This is a genomic window from Methanogenium sp. S4BF, from assembly GCF_029633965.1.
Taxonomy (GTDB): Archaea; Halobacteriota; Methanomicrobia; order Methanomicrobiales; family Methanomicrobiaceae; genus Methanogenium.
On record NZ_CP091277.1, the window covers coordinates 1,524,116 to 1,548,260 of the forward strand.

The 24,145-nt window shown below is 55.0% G+C and carries 22 protein-coding genes and 1 tRNA gene; 10 read left to right on the forward strand and 13 right to left on the reverse strand.

The genetic code is table 11. The annotated features are described in order from the left end of the window. The first annotated feature begins 138 nt into the window (after window positions 1-138). Entirely contained in the window at window positions 139-1,365 is a 1,227-nt protein-coding gene (locus L1S32_RS07320; protein WP_278154370.1) for an adenosylhomocysteinase, read from the forward strand. A 48-nt stretch (window positions 1,366-1,413) separates the two neighbouring features. On the opposite strand, the gene L1S32_RS07325 is transcribed toward L1S32_RS07320, so the two are convergent. Beyond that, window positions 1,414-2,322: a DNA glycosylase gene (locus tag L1S32_RS07325; RefSeq protein ID WP_278154371.1), complete on the reverse strand. Its 909-nt coding sequence runs from the start codon at window positions 2,320-2,322 to the stop codon at window positions 1,414-1,416. 52 nt (window positions 2,323-2,374) lie between these two features. Beyond that, complete coding sequence (locus L1S32_RS07330) at window positions 2,375-3,001, reverse strand: response regulator (protein WP_278154372.1); 627 nt, start codon at window positions 2,999-3,001, stop codon at window positions 2,375-2,377. Between the two features lie 595 nt (window positions 3,002-3,596). On the opposite strand from L1S32_RS07330, the gene L1S32_RS07335 reads away from it, so the two are divergent. Further along, window positions 3,597-3,809: a YwbE family protein gene (locus tag L1S32_RS07335; protein ID WP_278154373.1), complete on the forward strand. Its 213-nt coding sequence runs from the start codon at window positions 3,597-3,599 to the stop codon at window positions 3,807-3,809. A gap of 204 nt (window positions 3,810-4,013) precedes the next feature. Here L1S32_RS07335 and L1S32_RS07340 read toward each other — a convergent pair whose 3' ends face one another. Beyond that, the gene (locus L1S32_RS07340) at window positions 4,014-4,253 is read right to left on the reverse strand and encodes a DUF5654 family protein (protein WP_278154374.1); all 240 of its coding nucleotides are present in this window, start codon (window positions 4,251-4,253) and stop codon (window positions 4,014-4,016) included. Window positions 4,254-4,473: 220 nt separating this feature from the next. Further along, window positions 4,474-5,187 (reverse strand): DUF2202 domain-containing protein, encoded by a 714-nt coding sequence (locus L1S32_RS07345; protein ID WP_278154375.1) that lies wholly within the window; start codon window positions 5,185-5,187, stop codon window positions 4,474-4,476. Window positions 5,188-5,371: 184 nt separating this feature from the next. Here L1S32_RS07345 and L1S32_RS07350 point away from each other — a divergent pair, with 184 nt between their 5' ends. From L1S32_RS07350 to L1S32_RS07365, 4 genes are all read left to right on the forward strand, one after another. Then, the gene (locus L1S32_RS07350) at window positions 5,372-7,597 is read left to right on the forward strand and encodes a PAS domain S-box protein (RefSeq protein WP_278154376.1); all 2,226 of its coding nucleotides are present in this window, start codon (window positions 5,372-5,374) and stop codon (window positions 7,595-7,597) included. 257 nt (window positions 7,598-7,854) lie between these two features. Beyond that, window positions 7,855-8,406 carry a DNA protection during starvation protein gene (dps, locus tag L1S32_RS07355; RefSeq protein ID WP_278154377.1) on the forward strand — a complete coding sequence of 184 codons (552 nt, stop codon included), beginning with the start codon at window positions 7,855-7,857 and terminating at the stop codon, window positions 8,404-8,406. Between the two features lie 154 nt (window positions 8,407-8,560). Continuing rightward, window positions 8,561-9,376, forward strand: coding sequence for a ZIP family metal transporter (locus L1S32_RS07360; RefSeq protein ID WP_278154378.1), 816 nt, complete (start codon window positions 8,561-8,563; stop codon window positions 9,374-9,376). A gap of 172 nt (window positions 9,377-9,548) precedes the next feature. Then, on the forward strand, window positions 9,549-10,718 hold the full coding sequence (locus tag L1S32_RS07365; protein WP_278154379.1) for a cation:proton antiporter: 1,170 nt from the start codon (window positions 9,549-9,551) through the stop codon (window positions 10,716-10,718). A 506-nt stretch (window positions 10,719-11,224) separates the two neighbouring features. Here L1S32_RS07365 and L1S32_RS07370 read toward each other — a convergent pair. After that, window positions 11,225-11,707, reverse strand: a complete 483-nt coding sequence (locus tag L1S32_RS07370; protein WP_278154380.1) for a CBS domain-containing protein — start codon at window positions 11,705-11,707, stop codon at window positions 11,225-11,227. A 45-nt stretch (window positions 11,708-11,752) separates the two neighbouring features. Between L1S32_RS07370 and L1S32_RS07375 the strand changes: the two genes are divergently transcribed. Then, window positions 11,753-13,405 carry a sodium-dependent transporter gene (locus L1S32_RS07375; RefSeq protein ID WP_278154381.1) on the forward strand — a complete coding sequence of 551 codons (1,653 nt, stop codon included), beginning with the start codon at window positions 11,753-11,755 and terminating at the stop codon, window positions 13,403-13,405. 76 nt (window positions 13,406-13,481) lie between these two features. On the opposite strand, the gene L1S32_RS07380 is transcribed toward L1S32_RS07375, so the two are convergent. The 4 genes from L1S32_RS07380 to L1S32_RS07395 all read right to left on the reverse strand — a co-directional run bounded on the left by L1S32_RS07380 (window position 13,482) and on the right by L1S32_RS07395 (window position 16,128). Continuing rightward, window positions 13,482-14,333, reverse strand: coding sequence for a 4Fe-4S binding protein (locus L1S32_RS07380; RefSeq protein ID WP_278154382.1), 852 nt, complete (start codon window positions 14,331-14,333; stop codon window positions 13,482-13,484). Between the two features lie 125 nt (window positions 14,334-14,458). Further along, entirely contained in the window at window positions 14,459-15,295 is an 837-nt protein-coding gene (locus L1S32_RS07385; protein ID WP_278154383.1) for an ion transporter, read from the reverse strand. A 205-nt stretch (window positions 15,296-15,500) separates the two neighbouring features. Further along, window positions 15,501-15,573: transfer RNA gene (locus L1S32_RS07390), tRNA-Gln, on the reverse strand. Window positions 15,574-15,711: 138 nt separating this feature from the next. Beyond that, on the reverse strand, window positions 15,712-16,128 hold the full coding sequence (locus tag L1S32_RS07395) for a hypothetical protein (RefSeq protein WP_278154384.1): 417 nt from the start codon (window positions 16,126-16,128) through the stop codon (window positions 15,712-15,714). A gap of 307 nt (window positions 16,129-16,435) precedes the next feature. On the opposite strand from L1S32_RS07395, the gene L1S32_RS07400 reads away from it, so the two are divergent. From L1S32_RS07400 to L1S32_RS07410, 3 genes are read left to right on the forward strand one after another with little or no spacing between them, the layout of a single operon-like run. Beyond that, entirely contained in the window at window positions 16,436-17,689 is a 1,254-nt protein-coding gene (locus L1S32_RS07400) for a 3-isopropylmalate dehydratase large subunit (RefSeq protein WP_278154385.1), read from the forward strand. A gap of 1 nt (window position 17,690) precedes the next feature. Then, entirely contained in the window at window positions 17,691-18,179 is a 489-nt protein-coding gene (locus L1S32_RS07405) for a 3-isopropylmalate dehydratase (protein ID WP_278154386.1), read from the forward strand. Next, on the forward strand, window positions 18,167-19,282 hold the full coding sequence (locus tag L1S32_RS07410; RefSeq protein ID WP_278154387.1) for an isocitrate/isopropylmalate family dehydrogenase: 1,116 nt from the start codon (window positions 18,167-18,169) through the stop codon (window positions 19,280-19,282). The genes L1S32_RS07405 and L1S32_RS07410 overlap by 13 nt, the downstream gene beginning before the upstream one ends. Window positions 19,283-19,523: 241 nt before the next feature. Here the strand turns inward: L1S32_RS07410 and L1S32_RS07415 are convergent, their stop codons facing one another. Genes L1S32_RS07415 through L1S32_RS07430 form a run of 4 tightly spaced genes read right to left on the reverse strand, consistent with a single transcriptional unit; the run spans window position 19,524 to window position 24,144 of the window. Beyond that, window positions 19,524-20,630: a PAS domain-containing protein gene (locus tag L1S32_RS07415; RefSeq protein WP_278154388.1), complete on the reverse strand. Its 1,107-nt coding sequence runs from the start codon at window positions 20,628-20,630 to the stop codon at window positions 19,524-19,526. Between the two features lie 22 nt (window positions 20,631-20,652). Next, entirely contained in the window at window positions 20,653-22,296 is a 1,644-nt protein-coding gene (locus tag L1S32_RS07420; RefSeq protein WP_278154389.1) for an AarF/UbiB family protein, read from the reverse strand. A 28-nt stretch (window positions 22,297-22,324) separates the two neighbouring features. After that, complete coding sequence (locus L1S32_RS07425) at window positions 22,325-23,527, reverse strand: MFS transporter (protein WP_278154390.1); 1,203 nt, start codon at window positions 23,525-23,527, stop codon at window positions 22,325-22,327. Beyond that, complete coding sequence (locus L1S32_RS07430) at window positions 23,524-24,144, reverse strand: METTL5 family protein (RefSeq protein ID WP_278154391.1); 621 nt, start codon at window positions 24,142-24,144, stop codon at window positions 23,524-23,526. Before L1S32_RS07430 ends, L1S32_RS07425 begins: the two co-directional genes overlap by 4 nt. Window position 24,145: the final 1 nt, after the last annotated feature.

Below are 24,145 nucleotides of genomic sequence, written 5' to 3' on the forward strand. Positions count from 1 at the left end.
GCGGTGTGCGGCTGACCGGCCACACCTCCACCCGCTGACGATAGATCATCAGGCACGCCCCCCCTCCGGCATACGTATAATAAAAAGTCCCTTAAACCGCCATAACCTACGATATTGACAGGACTAGTGAATATGACCATGGACTCAGGAGAACTGAAGATGGGATGGGCACGGCAGTATATGCCGGTCCTCGCGGAGATCCGCAAACGGTTCGAGAAGGAACAGCCGCTTGCAGGGGCAACTGTCGGGATGGCCCTCCACGTGGAGGCAAAGACCGCCGTCCTTGTCGAGACAATGGCCGCCGGCGGGGCCGAGGTGCATATCACCGGGTGCAACCCGCTCTCTACCCAGGACGATGTTGCACTGGCACTCGGCAGGGTGCCGGGCGTGCACTGCTACGCAACCCGCGGATGCGGCGTGGACGAGTATTATGCGGCAATGGACAGGGTCCTCGACGCATCCCCGAATATCACCATTGATGACGGCATGGACCTTATCCACCGGATTCACACACTCCGCCGTGATCTGCTCGATACCATCATCGGCGGGTGCGAGGAGACGACCACCGGCATCCAGCGCCTGCGGGCGATGGCAGATGCAGGGGCCCTGGAATTTCCGGTTATCGCGGTGAATGACACCCCGATGAAACGGTCCTTTGACAATATCCACGGCACCGGGGAGAGCGCCCTCTCCTCCATCATGATCACCACGAACACCCTCATCGGCGGCAAGTGGTTTGTGGTGGCAGGATACGGCTATTGTGGACGGGGCCTCGCACGGATGGCACACGGCCTCGGTGCCAAGGTCATTGTCACCGAAGTGGACCCCCGCCGTGCCCTTGAAGCACACATGGACGGCTACCACGTGATGACGATGAAAGAGGCCGCGGCCACCGGTGAGATCTTTGTGACCACGACCGGCAACACCTCCATCATCACAGGCGAACACTTCCCGCTGATGCAGGACGGTGCGATTCTCGCAAACGCCGGCCACTTCAACGTGGAGATTGAGATCCCATGGCTGGAAGAGCATGCAGAAGGAAAAGAGAGACGGGACAGCATCGACACCTATCTGGTGAACGGAAAGCGCATCAGTGTGCTTGCAGAAGGGCGGCTGGTTAACCTCGCCACCACAAAGGGCATGGGGCACCCTGTGGAAGTGATGGATCTCTCTTTTGCCCTTCAGGCGCTCTGCACGGAGTACATGTATAAAAACGGGGGCAGCCTGAAGGGCGGTGTCTATGAAGTGCCCTACGAGATTGATGCAACGGTCGCACATCTCAAACTGGCATCCCTCGGCGTCACCATCGATGAACTCTCAGAAGAACAGAAGACATACCTGCATTCCTGGACAGCAGGCACGTAAATACTCTTTTTTTTTAAGGCACCCCCGGCATTTTCAGAGATTTTGCCTTCAGAATTTCCCGTCTGCATAGGTTTCGCGGACGGCAAAGAGAAATTCCTGTGCATACCCGGCATACGGCCCGAAATGCTCCTGTGCAAACCGGCGGATACGCTCGTATTCTGCCGGTGTAAGAGAAAGATCCGGGTTGCCAATGCCATAGAGGCGGTGCATGATCATGCGCATCCAGACATCCACCGGGAAGGATTCGTATTTCTGGAACCCGAAGAGCAGCACACAGTCTGCCACCTTCGGGCCGATGCCGGGATAGGCCATTAACGCCCGCCGCGCCTCTTCAAAGGGCATCTCCCGGATGCGGTCCGCCCATCCGGGGTCAGCCGCGATGGCTGCTGCGGTTTTGTGGATATAGGGGGCCCGGTATCCCAGCGTGCACCCCCGTTTCTCTTCCAGAGTGAGGGCAGAGAGGGCTGCGGGTGTGGGAAAGGCATACCACACGGTCCCGTCTGCCGCCGGAATCGGTTCCCCCGCGGCCCGGCAGAGGTTTTCGATCATCCGGGTGATAAACGGGATGTTCGCGTTCTGGGCACAGAGATATGATATGAGACATTCCCATGGGTCCTGCCGGACAATGCGCAGGCCGCCGGTCCGGCAGACTGCCGCCGTGATATGGGAGTCACAGCAGAATCCGGATACAATAGCATCATGGTCACTGTCGAGGTGAAGATACGAAATAAGAAATGCCTCAGAACAGCCGGTGTACCAGAGGAGGTTTCCCTCCTGCCGGATGGTGATGACCCTGCCGTCCGCCACCCCCTGCCAGGTATCCCCCACCTTCTTCCACCGGAAGAGCTGACCGCAGGAGAGTGTGGCGTCCAGATTCAGCGGGTATACCGGCTCATACAATCCGGCCGGAGGCACTGCCATGTCATTTCCTTTTTTCATGACCTGTATATGTACCATTCCCTGTGGTGCATCAAAATAGATAGGGTACCGGCATGGCACAAGGGATGTGTCAGGCACGGAATATGGTATCATTGAGTTCACGAAGATCTGTTCTGACCCGATTAAGTTCATCCACCTGTGCCTGCAGGATGATGTCCACATCGTCCAGGTCCATCTCACCTTTCTGTATGCTCCCCACAAGACCTTCGAGACTGGCTTTGACCTGCTCCACCGGATTCTCCAGTTTTGAGGTGACAGCAGAGAGACAGGCAACACGGGCCTCCTCTGCCACAACTGCCCGATGCTTGTAGATAGACGTCTCAATGGTGGTATAGAGTTCCCGCGGGCGGATGGGTTTTATCAGGTAGCCATACGGATTTGTTTTTATCGCCCGTGAGAGCGTCTCCTCATCCGAGTAGGCAGTAAGAAATATCACCGGAATCTTTAGCCGTCCTGATATCGTCTCTGCTGCTTCAACACCATCCATATCACCATTCAGGCGGATATCAACAAGTGCCAGATCCGGCTGCGTCTCCATGGCAAGTTCGATTGCCCGCGGTCCCGTTGTTGCCCGGCCGGCAACCAGATACCCGAAGTCATGGACTGAATCTTCGAGAGCCATTGCGATGATGACTTCATCCTCTACAATCAGTATCTTCGCATCGGTCAGAGAACTCTGATAGCTCTCATATTTCATCACCAGTCCTAAGGAAGGGATAGTATTAATACTTTGATCTGCCGGAATACCATAATTAACCCGGACGAAACAGCCAAATAATCAGTATTATCCAATATTTTGTTGAACGGACGGCATTTCAGAAAGGAATCAGGATTGAACCCGTCCGGACTATCACAATGTGGCACCAATCCACCCCCCGTTCCGGATTCATACGAGGCAACCGGAGCGGGAAAAACCGGAATAGGACATTGTCTGCGCAAAGAAACCGGATGCACAAAATCAGAACAGATAAACTGACTTCCCTGCCATCCCCCCCGGACAGGCAGTGAAGTCAACACACATACTAGACCCACATTGATATTAAACCTTTGCCCAGCAATGCAATTGACCAAGATACAATTTATATATCAAAATACGACAGCACTATTTAAATTCATCTAAAAAGCCCATCGCAGCGTGAACGAACCCGCCAGACAGGCCGCACTATCCCCCAGAGCCCTTCCCTGAGAAGAGGGCACACATGCAGCACCTGCATCTGCCTGAACTCTTTTCCCTTTATACTGCAAATAATAAGCACGGATTGTACCATATCTTACACGGAGAGACATCGAAGATGGAGAAAAAACGTGACGGCAGGCAGAGGCGGAATATCGCCCCGGGAGATACAGTCAGGATTGTCCTGAAAAAAGACCAAAGGACCGGAAAACTGACAGACGGGATTGTAAAGGATATTCTCACAAACTCATCGTCACACCCGCACGGCATCAAGGTGCGCCTCAGTGACGGGCAGGTCGGCCGGGTGCAGGAGTTTGGCGGCGCCGAGTGATTCGCAGAACCGGCCCGTCAGTGCATCCGCCCCTTCGTCAGCCATCTGCATACTCCATCCTTTGCACCCGAAAAACTATTTTTTTTCTGAACAGATTCAACAAACGAAAGACCGCCGCAGATTATCCCTTCATTCATTCCGGGACAGATGCGAGAAAAATGAGAGAAAGAGAGGGGGGAAAAGAATACTGGTGAAACCTGCGGTTCAGGCGGTTTCTTCACCTTTGGCCTTTTCGGACAGCCTCCCAATCCAGATTGTCACAACCACTGCGATGATGGTTACAATGACCGCGTATACGAGCATTGCAGGAATGTTTTCCGCCTCCCCAAATACTGCTTTAAAGATTGCCTGAATTGCTCCGTTCCATGCAAGAGCAGCAACCAGACCAAAGGCAACGGTCAATAGTGCCGCAATTTTTTCAATGACTTCCCCCTTTAATGCCATCGGGGGACAATTGCACGATATAATATATAATTATAGTGTCATGTATGGCAGAGTGACGGAAAAGAGCAGAATGGCAGGAATCATGCATTCTGTGCCGGGTGATTTCATGCGGGGCGGATCATTCCGCCGGCCGGGTAATTCGTTCGGCCCTCCCTGAATACGGATGGGGGGGGTGAATGGCAGACAGCGTGACGCCCCGCACCGGCCTGTTGCCCAAGAATCAGGTAAACCCACCCGGACGAACAGCAGTAGTAATAATCTCGGTATATTCAGCAGGTGTCAGAATCACGGGTGCATAAGATCCCCCCTGCTGTTCGAGAATTCTCACAAAGGCACGGAGGTGATTTTCCGAGCCCCGCTTCAGGTTGTCATAGACATAGCGGACATCCTCTTTGTCCGTCCGGCTCATCGCATCCCGGAGATCCACAATATCTGTCTCTTCAACAAGAGCGGCGGCACGAATGGCATCTTCGGGGGACCGCTGGCCGGTTTCTGTCAGATCATCATAGAGTGCCTGCAGTTCGGCATGATCAAACACACCGGGTGCGGCAGTTGCTGACGCACCATCGAGTCCGTACCGGTCGATAAGAACGGTTACACTGTCCAGATGCGTCTGTTCAGCATCCCCGATGTTGTTGAAGATCTGCATACCCCATGCATCAGAGAATACACGGTAGACATCACGGGCGAGTTTCTCCTCTTCCTGCATGTAGAGGATATCCAACGCCTCTGCTGCAGAGAGAGCAGACACCGGATATTGTTCCAGCCGTGCATCAAGTGCTCCCGCATCCAGAACCGTTGTATAGGAATTCTCACCGGCCGTTCCACCCGGCTGCGCAATCTCCTGCTGCCGGTCAGTTGTACACCCTGCCCCCAGTACCAGTGCCAGGATACAGATGGCAGCAGTTGCACCGCAGATTGCCGTAATCTTCATAGATATGCGTTGTGTATGAGAAGGCCAATAATCCTTTGGGGGAGGCAGAGCAAAATGGAGCTCTTCACAAAAAAGATTCGAACAGAGGATAAATTCACCGGATTTTGCCCGTATTGAATAAAGGGATCACAAAAGGAAAGGTAAAAACGGCAGTTCTATTATCTGTTCACTCCCATTCCCATATATGCCCATCCGGATCCTCCTGGTGGATGACGAGCCGGCCCTGCTCGATATCGCAATGCTCTTTCTGGAGCGGGAAGCACTTTTCTCCATAGAAACAGCACAATCAGGAGAAAGAGCTCTCGAATTACTGGAAGCGGACTCTTTTGACGCCATTGTCTCTGATTACCAGATGCCGGGGATGGACGGCCTTTCACTGCTCTCCCAAATCCGGGAACGGGGGATTCCCATACCATTTATTATCCTCACCGGCAGAGGGCGCGAAGAGGTTGTCATTGAGGCGCTCAATCTGGGGGCTGACTTTTATCTCCAGAAGGGAGGGGACCCAAAGTCCCAGTTTGCCGAGCTGAAGTCCAAAATCATTCATGCAGTGGAGAAGAGAAGGGCCGAGGAGAAAGCCCGGACAGCCTATGCAGAGATGAAGAAGGCCGTTAAAAAACTTGAGGAACAGAACCGTCGCCTCGAGGAGAGCGAGGCAAAATTCAGAGATCTCGCAGATTCCACCTCAGTAGCCATCCTCCTGTACCAGGACGACCGGTGGATTTATGCAAACCCGGCGGCTGAGGAGATGTGCGGCTATTCGGCTGTTGAAATATGTGCCATGGAGTTCTGGGGATTTGTTGCGCCGGAGTTCCGGGAGATGGTGAAGCGACGGGGACGACTGAGAGCAGAGGGAGGGGATGCCGAAAAGGCCTATGATTTCAGGATCCTGAGAAAAACGGGAGAGGAAGTCTGGGTTCATCTCATGGGGAGTACGACAGAATACCAGGGCAGGACGGCAGGGCTGATTTCTGTTATTGACATCACCGAACGAAAACAGATGGAAGAGGCTCTCAGGGAGCAGGAGGAGAACTACCGGACCCTTCTCGATTCCCTGAGCAGCCCAATCCTTATCATTGACGCGGATGACCGGTTTGTCGGCATTCATTACAATAAGGGGAAACTTTACGTACTCCCGCAGGATTTCATCGGCAGACACTGCAGGGATGTGCTGCCGCAATACATTTACGAGAAGCACAGCGCTGCAACAACAATCCTGCGAACAACCGGGGAGCCACAGACCTATGAATATTCACTTGCAATCGGTGATGAAACAAGATGGTTTGAAGCATCGCTGAACCTCCGGGAGAATGGAGTCACCATCATCGTGGTCGTCAGGGATATCACACCACGAAAGCAGGCAGAAGGAGCACTCCGGGAGAATGAGGCACGATACCGCACCCTGGTCGAAAATATCCCCATCGGTCTCATCCAGGCCGATACCGCCGGTAATATCACCTATATCAATCAGCAGATCATCGGGATCCTTGGATCACCATCCAGAGAGGCAACAGAGCAAATCAATCTGCTCAGTCACCCACTTCTCCGGGAAGCGGGGATCAGCAATGATATCCAGACGGCGATCATGGAAAAACGGCCTTTTGAGGGCGAGCGGAAGTATGTAAGCAAATGGAGAAACGATCCCTGTCTGAGCTACCGGATTGCACCCCTATTTAATGACGGCGACGTGACCGGAGTTCTGGGCATTGTCGAGGATGTCACGATACGCCGGCGGGCAGATGATGCTCTCAGGCTTGCCAACCACAAACTCAGCCTGTTATCAAGGATTACCCGGCATGACATCCTGAACGATGTGTTAACCGCAAAAGGCTACCTTGAACTCAATGAGGCGGATTACCCCGCAAGCGTGACACCCTGCCTCACCTATGTGGAGGAGGCTATTACCCGCATTGAACGCGAGGTCGAATTCACTCAGGAATATCAGGAACTCGGGAACTTACCGCCGGAGTGGCAGGTGGTCAGACAGGTCATTGATGAGGGCTGCCAGCAGATGAACGTCCCAAAGGAAATTCGTGTTGAAGTTGATGTCTCCCCTCTCGAAATATATGCCGACCAACTGCTGACACTTGCCGTCTCAAATATTTTCAGAAATGCCCTTGTGCATGCCAAAGGCATGACGAAGATATCTGTCGGTACCCGTGAGACACCGGCAGGGGAACTCTGTATTGCCATCGCAGATGACGGATCGGGTGTGCCCAAAGAGAAGAAGGAGGCAATATTGCAGCCGAAATACAACCGGAGGCATGGCCACGGCCTCTTCCTGGTCCGGGATATTCTCGACCTGACGGGGATCTCCATCCGGGAAACGGGAGTGCCGGGGGAGGGGGCCTGTTTTGAACTGACCGTGCCGGCCGGTGGATGGCGTCATTTCATGGAAAATACTGTCTGAAGAGCCGGGAAGGACAAAACAAATACGAAATGGCTGAACACCGGACATCACCTATCAGTTCACACCCGGGAAGAGCCAACGGGCTGTCTGCTCCTGTCATTCCTGTCTCATTTCTTCTGCACCACAAACGGTAATCCCGGATGATGCCTTACAGAACAGTTGACCCGGATCTATCATCCGGGACGCACTGCGAGGCCTCCCATACCTTTTTCAGTCCTGAGAGATAGTAACCATCGTTTCATGGGGGTGAAACAGTAATGGCAACAGTTACACGAAAAATGGTTGAAGATGCCGGTGTCGATGTCGATCACCTTGTTGATCTGCTGGTGAAAAATGCGGCAGCAGAGCTGACAACCTTCTATTACTATACGATTCTCCGGGTCAACCTTGTTGGTCTTGACGGGGAGAATCTCAAAGAGATTGCTGAAACCGCACGTATCGAGGACCGGAACCATTTCGAGGCACTGGTTCCCCGGATTTACGAACTGGGAGGAAAACTTCCGGATGACATGGTAGCGTTCCACAACATCTCCGGCTGCCCGCCGGCGCCTCTTCCGGCGGACCCGGCCGATGTGATGGCAATCCTGAAAGTGCTCCTGCAGGCAGAGCAGTGTGCGGTGCGGCAGTATACCCACATCTGCAACCTGACCGCAGGAAAGGATCACCGGACCTATGACCTTGCACTCTCTATTCTGCATGAAGAGATTGAACACGAGTCATGGTTCTCAGAGTTCCTCGGTGAGGGGCCGTCCGGGCATTTCCTCAGGCGGGGGGAGACATCACCGTTTGTTTCAAAGTTCCTGCGGTGAGAAAAAAGAGCAGGCCCCATCATCCCATTTTTATGAACCACGCCCAAAAACCTGAGGCAATCCGGATTTACGCACGTCCCGTTTTTCATCCGGACATCCCGTTTGTGGCCATTGGTATCTTCAAAACGCAGCACAATATCAGACAGGGTGAGCCATGATGTGGGAGATGTTCCTGACACTCAGTCCCGTGGCACAGGCGCTTGCCGCAGGAATCTTCACCTGGGGGATGACAGCACTCGGGGCGGCGACGGTATTTCTGACACGGGAAGTGAACCAGAAGTTTCTCGATGTGATGCTGGGGTTTGCCGCCGGAGTGATGATCGCCGCCAGTTTCTGGTCCCTGCTTCTGCCGGCAATAGAACTGTCCTCGGAGCTGGGTATTCCCGAATGGCTTCCCGCTGCGATCGGCTTCATCCTGGGGGGCGTGGCCCTTGCTTCCATTGACCGGATCCTCCCCCACCTCCATATCGGATTTCCCATGGAAGATGCAGAAGGGATTTCCACATCATGGCCCCGGAGCACACTCCTTGTCCTTGCGATAACGATGCACAACATCCCCGAGGGCCTTGCCGTTGGTGTGGCATTCGGCGCCCTTGCCGCCGGGTATCCGGCAGAGGCGCTGGCTGCGGCCGTCGCTCTTGCCGTCGGCATCGGCATCCAGAACTTCCCGGAGGGGATGGCCATCTCGATGCCGCTCAGGCGGGAGGGGTTTTCAACACTGAGAAGTTTCTGGTACGGGCAGCTCTCGGGCCTGGTCGAACCGGTTGCAGCCGTCATCGGAGCGGCGGCAGTCATCATCGCCCGTCCCGTCCTCCCCTATGCCCTTGCCTTCGCCGCCGGGGCGATGATCTTTGTGGTCGTCGAAGAGGTCATCCCCGAGTCCCAGCATAATGGGAATGCCGATGCAGCGACCTTCGGGGCAATGCTCGGCTTTGTGGTGATGATGATGCTGGATGTGGGGCTGGGGTGAGGGAGATAACAAATCAGCTATCGTTTACCATTCAGGTGATACCACCTATTGAGCCCTGAGCCGGTAAACTGACGATTCTCCGTAGAGGGGAACACCCATACGGCATCCGCGTCATTTCTTATACTCTCATACCCGCTCACTTTTTTATCCCATACAACGGATAGTCCATTGAATGGACGTCATCCTGCAGCTCCTCCTCCTCCTTATCTGTGCAAAGCTCTTTGGCGAGCTGCTGGAGCGGGCGGGCTACCCGGCACTCATCGGGGAGATTGCAGCAGGCGTTCTCCTTGGCCCTTCCCTTCTGGGATGGGTGACCACAAACGAGACGATCGAAGTCTTTGCCGATATCGGCATCATCGCACTGCTCTTTGTCAGCGGTGCGGAGATGAACCTGAAATCATTTCTGGAACGGCGAAATGTCGCGGTCACCACCGCGGTTGCGGGCGTCATCGTCCCCTTTGCAGGCGGAATACTGCTGGGATACCTGCTGAACTTCTCACAGGCGGAGACGCTCTTCCTTGCAATTGCCCTCTCCATCACCTCCATCGGGGTATCGGTCCGCATTCTCGTCGATTACAAGCAGTTAAACACCGTCCTCGGGACCGCCATCGTCAGCGCCGCCGTCCTTGACGACATCATCGGCATCTTCCTGTTAGGCATCCTCTCTGCGGTGGCGATGCAGGGCACCACCCTTGCAGGAGGCTCCCTTTCAGCCGGAATGCTCATCGCCATCGGGTTTCTGGTGCTCTTCGTCATTATCGCGCCCCGGGCACTGCCCTGGCTCTTCAGTCTGGCACGAAAGACCGAAACCCATGAGATGGTCTATTCGGTTGCCATCATCCTCGCCCTTGGCAGCGGTTACCTCTCCCAGACAGCAGGACTTCACTATTCCATCGGTGCATTCATCGCGGGCCTCATCCTCGGGGACCAGATCCGAAAAGACCGGATGCTCTTCGACAGCCTGATGGACTTCGGGTTCGGATTTTTTGTGACGCTCTTCTTTGCATCCGTCGGTCTTCTTTTCAGTTTCACGTGGGAGACCTTCCTCTCCCCCTATATCATCCCCATCATTGTAGTGGCCATCGGCGGAAAGATCATCGGAGGATTCATCGGCTCCTTCCACTTCCTCACCAAAGCAGAGGCACTCCTTGTCGGACTCGGGATGACGCCACGAGGAGAGATCGCCCTCGTGGTCGCCAAGGTGGCACTCGTGGGAGGAATTATCAACAGTGCCCTTTTTTCGGCGGTGACCGTGATGGTGATAGCAACCATCATCATCACCCCTCTTCTGATGAAACAGGGATTTGTATGGGCAAAAATTGCGGAAAAGGACACATCCTGAAAGGATAATCAATAACAAAACGGCCCGGGAAAGATCATCTGAGATCCTTGAAGCCGGATAAAAGAGATAATGAGATCACATGCCCAAAATAAGCCATAAATACCATCTTAATCGTAATATAAACCCGGATTAGCCAGAAAAACCACACCCTCACAGATGCCCGGAGCGGGCCGATCTCAACCTGAGACATACCCGTATACCCCAAAAAATATCAGACAAACATGTGCGTTCAATAGTCTGCATTAAACGGTATTTTCAACAAATAAAAGGCATTACAGCCGAATTTCTCCACCAGTAAAAACAAGCGGCAAATATGCCCGGTTTACGCCCCAATTTCCATAACAAATGGGATCCGAGAGGGTGAAAACACGGGAAATACACGAGATGAGGGGGGTGAGGACGGAGCACCCGTTCTGATATACATCCAGACGAATTTTCATACGAACCACGTTTTCTATCCGGATATTACGGGTGGATTGCTGGGACCATCCTGCGGAGGTTCTCGATCAGATCTCCCCTTCCCGGACGAGAAACGCAATAATATCACACATCTCCACCAGACCAAGGGCAATGCCGTCCGTATCCACCACAATCACATCAGGATGGCGGTTCTTCTCCATCGCCTGAAGCGTCTCTGCGATGGTGGCGGTGTCCGGCACCGTCACATGACTGCGGGTCATCAGTTCACTGGCATGCAGGGCCGCACTCTTGTGGAGACACTCCAGACATCCCAGTTTCCGCCGGCTCCGGATACCCATACCCGGTGTTATTGCGGAGAGAAGGTCCATGCGGGTGATGATGCCCAGAAACCGGCATTCCTCATCGCACACGATGATGTCAAAACACCCCTTTTGAGTAAATGAGCGGTAGATATCGGCAACCGGCGTCTCCGGATGCACCTGGGCAAAATTCACCTCCATGATCTCTGTTATCGGGGTATTTTCAGGGTCTGGTTTGTCCGTCCCACGTATCTCTTCTTTCCCGGTCATGTGGATAGGGAGTGATCTGCACCGCAGGAGATATAAATAGCGGCGGTGTATCCGGAGAAACCTCCGGGAGAACAGATCCCGGTCAGGATTGGATGCAGAAGAAGTGGCGTGAAGAAACAATCACAGATTCTGAGGCCGGAACAGGGAGTGGCGCTGCCCCGTGTTGACATCCCATACCATCCCATACCCCAAACGACGGGCATAGCTATATCCCGAAACGGCATCATCCTCCATTCAGGGGGTGACTCTGTGGAGCAATGGTCGTCAAAAATCGGATTTCTGCTGGCAGCGATAGGCACAGCGGTCGGCATCGGCAATATCTGGCGGTTTTCCGCCGTGGTCGGACAGAACGGCGGAGGTGCCTATCTTATTCCCTATCTCATCGCGGTCTTTCTCTTTGCCATGCCGCTGATGATCCTCGAGATCTCGATGGGCCGCCATTTCCGGCAGACCGTGGTTTCCGCCTTCAGAAGCGTGCGGCCGCGATTTTCCGTGATTGGCTGGCTGCTCTGCGCCATCCTCTTCATCATCCTCAGCTACTACCTCGTGATCACCGGCTGGACACTGGCGTATGCCCTCTTCTCCGCAACAGGAACGGTAACAACCTTTGCCCGGTTCACCACCAGTTACGAGCCCGTAGTCTTCTTCATCATCGCGACCCTCGTGACAGGTATTGTGGTATCCATCGGTGTCAGAAAGGGGATTGAGAAGATATCATTCGTGATGGTCCCGTTCTGCATCATCATCCTTCTCGTGATGGCCATCATCGGGACGACACTCCCCGGATTTGCGGACGGGATGCACTATTTCCTCACCCCGGACTTCTCCGTACTCACCAATCCGCTGATATGGAGTGCAGCCTTCGGTCAGGCATTCTTCTCCCTCTCCGTCGGGCAGGGAATCCTCCTCACCTATGGAGCATACGCGCCTGCGGGTGTGCGGATTCCCCCGTCCGCTCTCATCGTCACCGTAGCCGACCTCATGGTTGCACTCCTTGCAGGCACCGTCATCTTTCCCATCGTCTATTCGTTCGGATTTACCCCTGCCATCGGGTCAGAACTCGCCTTCTCCACGCTCCCGAAGGCATTTGCGCTGATGCCAGGCGGACAGCTCTTTGCCGTCGCCTTCTTCATTGTGCTCTTCTTTGCGGCGGTCACCTCGGCCGTCTCCATGCTGGAGGTAAACGTTGCAGCCCTCCGGGAGGCGCTGGGATGGACACGAAGGCGGACCACCATCCTCCTCACTGCCGGCATCCTCGCACTCGGCCTCCCTTCGGCACTCAGCTATAGTGCAGCGAACCTCACCTTCACCGGCGTCCGGGTGCTCGATTATCTCGACGAAACCGTCGGCACCCTCGGCATTCCCATTGCGGCCCTCCTGATGTCGGTGGTATTCACCTGGTTCCTGAAGAGAAGCGTCCTCGAATCGGAGATCAATGCAGGCGGACGCCTGACCGTAGCTGTCATTTTCCTCTGCCAATACGTCATCCCCGCAGTCCTCGTCATCACCACCGGCTTCCGTCTGCTTTCGGGCGTGGATTTCTCCGGGACACGCATCATTCCGGGAGCAGAGTTCATCGGCACGCCCGCTCAGGCGGCAGGCATTGCCGTCATTCTCATCCTCCTCCTCGCTAATATCCTTCTTATCTGCCGGGTGTGGGGGTGCAGACTCCCCCGGAGGCATGGGAAGGGAAGATGAAAGTCTGTCTCACCATCCTGAATTCCGCCGTAGGACCAGCTCACAGACGATGAGTCGAAATCAGATGGAAAAAAAGCTACACCACTTTCCCCTGTATGGTAATCGTCTTCTCGGTTACCGGAATCGTCGTTCGCGACTTTTCCAGTGCACGGTCAACGACATACCGCACACCGCCACAGCACGGCACCTCCATACGGGCAATGGTTATGGATTTGATCGTGTGAAGAGTGAAGATCTCCGCCAGTTTTGTGATGTATCTGTCAATATCAGCATCCAGTTTCGGGCAGAAGATGATCACAATCCGGTCCCGCAGGAGCTCTGCATGAAACCCGGCGTAGGCAAAGGGGACACAGTCCGCAGAGATCAGCAGGTCGGCGTTGTCAAAATACGGTGCCCCCGGATTCAGGAGGGTGAGTTGCACCGGCCACTGCCGCAGCTCGGACGGCGCATCACCGGAAGGGGCACGGTTCCCGCCAGGCATATCCCGTGCAATGCTCTGTGCTGCTGTCCCCGGACACCCGGCAAACGAATGTGTGCCGCCCGGTCCGGGTTTCGGAGCGCATTCCGCCGCATTATGATCGGGGATAGAAATAGTGTGCTCTTTGAGGTATGCGATTGCCTGATGATACAGCTCCGTCTGTCCGTGGCCGGCAAGATGTTCCAGATGAGCCCGAATAACACCCTCCCCCTGCCTCACAATGGTCGCCATCACGGCCTGCTCATCGTATGCCTCTGCTTCCCGCTCGACAACAGAGATAGCCCCCTCCGGGCAGGTGCCGATGCAGGCCCCGAGGCCGTCACAGAAGAGATCGCTTACCAGCCGTGCCTTTCCGTCGATGAGCAAAAGAGCCCCTTCCGGACAGTCCGGGATGCACTCGCCGCACCCCGTGCATTTGTCTTCATCGATGCTGATTATTTTTCGTTTCATATATTCACTCCCCGCAACGGATAGCAATCAGATGGATGGCATCGGTTAAATACCCGTGTCTGGTTTGTGAGAACAGATGTGTCGGTTGGAGAGGCACCATTTCCCGATAGAAGCGACCGGAACCTTCAGTCATCCTCACCATCATCTCCAGACTGATACTGACCCTTTTCCAGCAGCTGTTCCAGCTTAGCAACACGGCTGGTGATCTCCCTTTCGAGCATCTCCCGTTCCGTGATCAGCTGCTTCATTTCCACAAGATACCGGGCAGCCTGATCTTCACCCACCGTGGGTTGTTCCGGTGATTCATCCTCTTTTTCCGGGGGTGCCAGCAGTTTGCTTGATATTAAGCCGGCAAACGTCGCAAAGACTGCCACTCCTGTGGTCAGCACAAGGATTCCCACCATCCGGCCGGCCGGCGTCACGGGAAACCGATCCCCGTAGCCGACCGTGGTGATGGAAACATATGCCCACCATATCGCATCACTGGCGGTGATGATATTCGCATCCGGTGACGCATGCTCCGCCTGCAGGACCAAAAACGCCCCTGATTCGATGATCAGGATAACCATTAAAACCAGGATATAGAATGCCGATTGGGCCCGGTTCCTCGAAAGATACGTTACGATATACCTGGCTCCGTATTTGTGGACGACACGGTACGCCTTGTAGATCCGGAACAGCCGGAAGATGCGGAACATCGGTATGACAGCCAGCAGGTCAGCCCAGCCATAATTGCGGAAGAAGTAGTGTGGCCGGGACGGGGCTGTGGCGAATCTGAAACAGAAGTCATAGATGAAGAGCAGGGTAAGCACAGTGTTAATGATGAAGATAACATTGATTGCATCCAGAACAACTCCCGGGATATAGGAGATGACCATATTGAAAACCGAAAGTATCGAAACCGCGGCGATGAACAATTCATAGCCAAAGTCCAGCTCATCTCTGCGCCTGATATGTATCATTTAAATTCACACCAGGAGAGATTCGGGTCATTATACATTAATGATGGTATGAGAGGGAGAGAGAATAAGTCCTCCCGGCCCGGCACAGAATAACAGGAGGAAAACCGTGGTGTGAGATGTGATGCCGATCTGCACCTGTTGTCGAATTCCCACGTCTGAAAAGGAGCGGTATCGGCAACGTAAAAATAATTCAAACAAGAACGGATACCCCCGGGCGGATTCGAACCGCCGTAACCAGCTCCAAAGGCTGGTATGATTGACCACTACACCACGGGGGTACATACGGACACAGCAGCGCTGCATTCTGTGCCTGAACGTATTTCATCTGCAACAATTTTAGTGTTTCCCGGAAACGGATGGAATCAGATGGGAATGGAGGGGCCAAAAGGGACCGGACAGGCCCCGTTCATCGACGCTCACTCCACCCGCGTCACCCTGAGCTCCACATCCTTCCCGGTGAGCTTGATGAGTTTAAACTCCACATTCACCGTCCGGACCTCTCCGGGGGCAAACGAACCGGCATCAATCTCCTGTGTGGCAATGACGGTCTCCTTCCCGCCTGCCACATCCAGCAGCTCTGCCTGCAGGCGCACATCCTTCACGGTAAAAAATGCGACATTCTCAACCGTGACCGGATAGGACGCAAAATTTGCCCCGACATTTCCGGAACCCGCCGTAATCACGATGACCTCTTCAAGCGATGGTATGGTGCCGTTGGTGGGAAGCGAGGAGCACCCCGCGGCCATTACACCACATACCACCATGCATACCAGCATACCCAGACAGACGGCATGCTTTCCCGCCGCCTTTTGATGCGTTCTTTCCTGTACCATATTCAAACGACCCCCCGTCATGAACAGTGCTGCCAAATGTCAGTCACCCGTACTGCCCCGGCATATCCGCAGTGGTGTGCATCATTCGGTCACATCCAGATATTGGATCTACCCTCACATCAATCAGACGGTGTTTCCCGGCAGATGCCGCTCGAGATTTCCGACACCGTGAGTCCACAGGGTTATCCGTGCACCCCGGCGGAACATGCACCAGAATATGCCAGGCATGCACCAGATATTTAAATAAGACTGATTTGCCACCGAGGGTTGATTACTTTCAAATACCAGACGTAGTAACGATTAGCCAATGGCAGCAACAATCACAGAGAAGATCTTCTCCCGCAGATGCGGGAAAGAGATCTCAGCAGGTGACGTTATGATGGCCCCTATAGACGCGGCCATGATCCATGACATCACAGGCCCGCTTGCAATCACGAAGTTCCGCGAAATGGACGGAACAACGGTCTTTGACCCTTCAAAGATTATTATGCTCTTTGACCACCAGGTCCCGGCCGACTCCATTCCTGCAGCAGAAAACCAGAAGTTCATGCGGGATTTTGCTGCCGAACAGGGAATTGTAAACTACGACATTCACGAGGGCGTCTGCCACCAGGTGGCAGTCGAGAAGGGCCGGGTGCGTCCGGGAGACATCGTCGTCGGCGGAGACTCCCACACCTGCACCTACGGGGCCATCGGCGCCTTTGCAACCGGCATCGGGTCAACCGACATGGGCTTTGCGATGAAGTACGGCGCCCTCCACTTCCGCGTCCCGGAGAGCCTGAAGCTCACCACAAACGGCACCTTCCAGCACCGCGTCGGCCCGAAAGACCTCATTCTCTCGATGATCGGCGACCTCACGGTGGACGGCGCCACCTACCGGGCAGTCGAGTTCGCAGGCGACACCATATCCCGGATGTCAGTCCCCGGCCGGATGACCTGCTGCAATATGGCCATTGAGATGGGCGGCAAGGCAGGCATCGTTGCACCGGACGAGGTGACCCGCACTTACTGCGGCGGGCGCACAGACGGAAGCTGGTTTGACCTGGCCGCAGATGAGGACGCGGCGTATGTGCTGGAGCGTGAGTATGATGCAGCAGACCTCGTTCCGCAGATTGCCGCCCCCCACAATGTGGACAATGTGAGGGATGTAACAAAGTACGAGGGCACGCCAATTGACCAGGTCTTCATCGGGTCATGCACCAACGGCCGCTTTGAAGACCTCGCCGAGGCAGCAGACGTCCTCGGGGGTCGGAAATTTGCCCCCGGTGTCCGCGTCATCATTGTGCCGGCCTCAAAGACCGAATACATGAAGGCACTCCGGTCAGGCCTCATCTCAATCTTTGTTGAGGCAGGCGGCCTTGTGATGGCACCCTGCTGCGGCCCGTGCATGGGCGGGGCGTTCGGCCTCCTTGCACCGGGTGAAGTCTCCCTTTCCACCTCAAACCGCAACTTCCGCGGCAGGCAGGGGAGCACTGAGGCAGAGGTCTACCTCTGTTCACCCGCCACTGCCGCGGCGAGTGCCGTCAAAGGGGCAATCACCGACCCGCGGGAGGTGGCATAACATGCACACCTGGAAATTCGGCGATGACATCGACACGGACGCCATCATCCCGGGCCGGTACCTCACCCTCTATGACCCGAAGGAGCTCGCGGCCCATGCCTTCGAAGGCACTCGGGACGCATTCGCCCGGGAGGCAGCAGAGGGGGACATCATCGTTGCCGGCAGAAACTTCGGGTGCGGCTCCTCACGCGAACACGCCCCCATCGCAATACGTGGTGCCGGCGTGCAGGTGGTCGTCGCCGTCTCCTTTGCACGAATCTTCTACCGCAACTGCATTGCGACCGGCGTGTTGCCGGTCATATGCCCCGAGGCAGAGACCATCACCGAGGATGAAGAAATAACCCTCCACCCCGATGAGGGATACCTTACGGCGGGAGGGCGGACCCTCGCTGTCGAGCCCGTGCCTGCGTTTATGCGAAAGATCATCGATGCAGGCGGACTTGTCGAATATGCAAAAACCATCACGGAGCTGGAATTATGTACAAAGTAGCCGCCATCGGCGGAGACGGCATCGGCCCTGAGATCGTGGACGCCGGAAAGGGAGTCCTCGATGCTGCAGGAGAACGCTACGGATTTGACATCGACTGGAAAGACTTTGATATCGGGGCAGACCGCTACCTTGCAACCGGCGACCTGCTCACCGAAGACGACCTGAAGGAGCTTGGAAAATTCAAATCCATCTATTTCGGGTCCATCGGCGACGACCGGGTTAAACCAGGCATTCTGGAGAAGGGCATCCTCCTCGGCCTCAGGTTCCATTTCGACCAGTATGTGAACCTCCGCCCGGTGCGCATGCTCGCGGGCACCCAGACCCCCCTTGCGGGGAAAGGCCCGGATGACATCAACTTCCTCGTCGTCCGTGAGAATACCGAGGACTTCTATGTCGGCATTGGTTCACGATTCAAAGGAAAAGAGCACCGCGACCTTGAGGTTGTTCGTGACATCTACTCCATCAAATTCGGCCTCGATGTCGAGTCTGACAGCGAGGAGATCGCCTACCAGATAGGCGTCATCTCACGCGAAGGCTCATCACGGGTCATGGAGTATGCCTTTGATGCGGCAATGAACCGAAAACAGAAGGTATCCAGTGTCGACAAGGCAAATGTGCTGACAGAGGTCTACGGCCTCTGGCGCGATGTCTTTTCAGAGACTGCCGCCCGCTATCCGGAGGTGGCGACCGAGTTCACCTTCGTTGACGCCATCACCATGTGGTTTGTGAAAAACCCTGAATGGTTTGACGTGGTCGTTGCCCCCAACATGTTCGGCGACATCATCACCGACCTTGGCGCGATGATCCAGGGCGGCCTGGGCCTTGCCCCCGGCGGCAACATCAACCCGCAGGGCACCTCACTCTTTGAGCCCATCCACGGGTCGGCACCGAAATACAAGGGGATGAACCGGGCAAACCCTATTGCGACCATCTGGGCAGGTTCCCTGCTCCTCGATGACCTCGGTGAACCGGAGGCGGCAGCGGGCGTTCTTGCAGCCATTGAAAAGAGCATTGCTGCAAACCAGACCACCGTCGACCTCGGCGGCTCACTTGGCACACGTGAAGCAGGTGCCTGGATTGCAGACGCCGTCCGAAACGGATAAAAGGACACCATCAGGGTGCAAAGACACCCATCACATCTTCACACCCCGGATGCAGGTGCCGGGAAATGGCAGCCACGTACCGGCCCTGCACCCGTGCTCCCGGACGTTCATTTTTTATCTGTCCCGGGTATTGCCCGGCCCGGTGAACGTTGACGCACCTTAGGGGAAACAGCCCGTGACCCCGTCTGTCACCGGGAGTCCGGGCCATGTATCCAAGTATTCAACAGAAATCCCGGTGCTTTCACCGGGAGAGATATTTCCGCATTGCATCCGGAACTCCGTCTATGCCGTCAATCGCAATCCTGTTCATCTCTCCGAGATTCTCTTCGATATGGCCTATTGATTTCATCAGGACCGTCATAATCATCACCAGCTCCTCTGTGGTGAGAAGACCATCCTGCAGGGCAGTGACCGTGTCCTCCAGATTTGAGCGCATGTGAGAGAGCGGCCCGGTAATCTTCACCGCAGTATCAGCCATGTGCCGGACAAGGCGCATGTCAACAGCATGCTCCCCGGTGACATCACGGGAGAGAGTTACCATGCCTGAAACAGCGCCACCCGGGTCATGAAGGGGCGCCATGGAGACTGCCACACTCACCACCTCCCCGCTCTTTGTAAGGCTCTCCATCAGGAACTGCTGCATACCTCCACCGTGTATGACACGGTCCGCATACATCGCAAACATCTTCCGGGATGTGGGAGAGATAAGGTCGTGAATCACCGTTCCCTCCAGATCATCTGCCCGGTAGCCAAAGACACGTTCAACCCCGGCATTCCATCGGAGAATCCGGTGATCCGGCCCGGTCATCACTACGGCATTATCCGTGGCAGTCATCAGGTGGTTTAACTGTTCTGTCGCCTCCTGAAGACGGGCACTGTCTCCGGCATCCAGAATCCGGGAGACAAAGCCCTGAAGATCACCATCCGCTCCCACCACCGGGTCCAGACGATTGGTATGCCAGGTGCCGTTATACTCCATCATCCCGGATTCCCGGCGTCTGCTTTTGAGTATCCGTTCATATGGACAGTCAGAGAAGCGCAGCCCGAACCTGCGCACCATCTCATAGCAGTGCCGGCCCAGCAGCTCCCCTGCATCCACCCCAAAAAATGAAAGTGAGGCAGGATTTGCCCAGAATAGAGTACCATCAGCTTTAAAAATTAAAGCAGGCTCTGCGATGACAGCCTGAGTCTGTTCCCACAGGCCCTGCACAGATGTGTTCGGCGGGAGCCACTCATCCAGCGCATTCACGCTCTTTTTTCGTTCAGATTTCTGAATCAGCATCTTTTCCCCCCCGGGACTGAATGCACTCCCTCCCTCTTCAGTTGTGGAATGCCGATAAGTCTCCATTTATCCTGATATATCTTAAGGTTCACTCAAAGCCGGGGATCTTCCAGATCCGGTAGATGGAATACACGCCAATGACAAATGCGGAGAGATAACCGAAGATTCCAAGATTATATGCCACAGAAGTCTCTTCCGGAGAGATGTAGAGCATCAGCGACGAACCGATGACAATTGCTCCGACAATAAATCCTACCAGCATCTTGTTCGAGGCACGGTCAATCGACCGGGCCATATGCATAAGATCGGCAGCTGCCACATCGATTTTGATGCTGCCGTCTGTTGCCTTGGTAAGCGCCCGGTTGAGTGATTTCGGTACAGAGAAGATATCATCCACAATATCGAGGGTCTCTTTTGCCACGTACCGAAGAGTATTGCGTGAAAATATCCGCTCAATCTCCATCTCTTTGATATATGGCCCCACCTCTGTTGAAAAATGAAAATCCGGGTCCAGATGCTTCCCGGTATCCAGCACCATCGCTATCGCCTTGATGACCAGCATCAGATTCATCGGCACCTGCAGGCGGTAGCGGTTGAGGAGACCGGGGATCTGATTCATAAGGCCGGAGAGATCAAAATCCTCGATGCTCTGCCCGGAATATTCTGACAATATACCATAGAGATCGTCCTTAAACGGATCCATGGATTTGTCATCGATTTTTACTCCCAGCTGGAGGAACGAGTCCACAATCTCATCCACATCATCCTCAAGTATGCCCAGAAGAAGGGTGACGAGCGCATCTTTTCGTTCCGGCCGTATCACAGCCACTGAGCCAAAGTCAAGAAAAACCAGATCACCCTCCATATCTACGAGCAGGTTACCTCCGTGCGGGTCAGCATGGAAGAACCCGTATTTCAGGATCTGTTTGATGTAGCATCGTGTGCCCCGGTTTGCCACATTATGGGGATTTGCGCCGATACAACGGATTGCCTCAACGTCATCGACCCGGACACCGGAGATATACTCCATCACAAGGACTTTTTTGCCGGAATACTGCCAGTAAATATCCGGGACACGGACATGGGGCACCTCTGAGACAATCGGGCGCATGCGGTCTGCATTCCTTCCGTCATTGGAGAAATCCAGTTCACGCCGAATCTGGACGGAAAATTCCGTCACCATCCCCGTCGGATTGTATATCTTCATCTCCGGATACCGAACCTCTATTCGTTCTGCAAACGACTGCAGAATCGAGAGGTCCACTTCGATGAGTGCTTCAATATCCGGGCGCCGGACCTTGACTGCCACAAGGGTGCCGTCTCTGAGCATCCCCCGGTGAACCTGTGAGAGTGAAGCTGCTGCGATGGGCGTTTCCTCCAGATACTCAAACACTTCGTCAATCGGACCGCAACAGATCTCAATCGTGGGGCGGACGTCTGCAAACGGCAGGGAAGGGACCTCATCGGTCAGTTTCCGGAGTTCTGCAATCAGCCCTTCCGGAAGCATTTCACGGCGGGTGCTTACAATCTGGCCGAATTTAATAAAGGTCGGTCCAAGCTCTTCGAGTGCCAGACGGATACGCTCATACTCAGAGAGATGCATGACCGGGGCTTTTTTCCGGAAAAACCGCCGGGGGGTAATGCCCGGGTGCATCTGCTCCAGGGCAATCCCAAAACCATAGGTAATGAGCACGTCAGCGATCTGGCTGTAGCGTCGCAGCTTGGTGACCATCCAGCGGAAAATAGGTGGTGATATGTAATTAAACAACGTCCCGGTTTCGCCAGGTGCGCTTCCACGGATACGGAACAAACGCAAAGAAGACAAGGGAGGCTGCCACCGGGACGGTTATCAGAAGCATCGCAGTTGCAAGCCCGGCCATATCAGCGATATATCCGCTCACCGCAACACCCATACCACCCGCACCCACTGCAAGGCCCAGCATCAGGCCGGAGACAAGGCCGGGATTGCCCGGCATCATCTCATGGGACATGGCGACCGTGGTGGAGAAGGTGGACCAGAGACAGAAGCCGAACAGAATCAGGCAGACGAGAGAGACCGTGCCTGACAGGGTGAAGGCAGCGATGAAAAACGGAATCGCAAGCAGGGTAAAAAGCAGTACCAGCTCCTTTCTCCCATAGGTGTCAGAGAGGGTACCGATGATCACCTGTCCCGCCACACCGGCAATGAGCATCACGGATACGATGATGTTCGCCGTCGCAAGGTCAAACCCCCGTATCATGCTGAGGTATGCCGGGAGAAAAGCAACGGATCCAAAGATACCCCACGCACGCAGGGCTGAACCGGTAATGAGAAGCGAGATGCCATGGTATTGCCCAAAACCACTCTTTACCGGGGCAGCGGCGGAGGAAGACGAAGGAGTCGGTGCAGAAGCAGAACCTGCCTGCCGGTCATAGCTTCCCTTCGGGATGATGACATGCAGAATGACTGCCATGCAGATACCGGGAATGATCATCAAAACAAGGCCGGGAAGCCCCCACAGCGTAACGAGCACTCCGGCAATTAAGGGCCCGATGGCAAACCCGATGTTGCCTCCCACGACGAAAAATGAGGTCAGGCGACCGCGTTTCGGCCCGGAGGCAAGGCGGGACACCAGTGAGAGGGCGCTCGGGTGAAAGAGGGCATGCCCAAGTGCCGCACAGGCGGCGAAAAGGAGCGTCAGCCAGTAATTGGATATAAGCCCGATACAGGAGATAAAAAACGCACAGATGAGAATGGTGTACTTTACCGGTACACCGAAGCCCCGGCGGTCACTCATCCAGCCAAAGACCGGCTGGGTAAAGGACGAGGTCAGGTTCCATATCGTGACGATCAGTCCGGCGAGAAAATAGGAATAGCCATATTCAAGGATCAGAAGCGGCAGGATGGCAGAGAGCACAGGAGAATAGATATCTGTTACCACATGGGCTGCAGAGAGGCCCAGAATAGGCCGGAGATTCGTCATACGTATTCCTCTCCATTACGCACCAGACGTATAAAATCAACCGGAATTGACACTATGTCTCGGGTGTGGTGGGCAAAGGTCCGGCGGATGGGAAATGTTGCCTCAATCACCGTGTCAATGACCGCCCGGCGGCGGACATAGGATTCCAGAAACGGACGGGACCCGCTGTTGAAGATGCCCCACACCACATCTGCGGATGCAAGCCCGGCATCAATGAACGGGCGGTCCGCATGAGCCCGCTGTGCACCGAACGGGGGGTTCATGATGACCGTATCGGCAGGTGGGATATTCGCACCGGGTACGGAGATGTCTGCTTCGATAAAGGTGACGGTGACACCGAGCGCTGCCGCATTCTCCCGTGCAACCGCAAGGGCCGCCTCATCCCAGTCGATCCCGATGACCTCCCCGGCACCAAGCAGTGCCGCACCGCAGGCAAGAATGCCGGTCCCGCATCCGAGATCGATCACCCGCATGCCCCTGATGTCACCCATATGGTCGGCTTCATGCAAAAAACGGGCGGCCACCACGGCAGGTGTGGCATATTGTTCGCTCTTCGCGTCCGGGTTGGAAAAACCGGCGCAGTCCTCCAGCATCATCTCAAGGTGACGGATACGCATG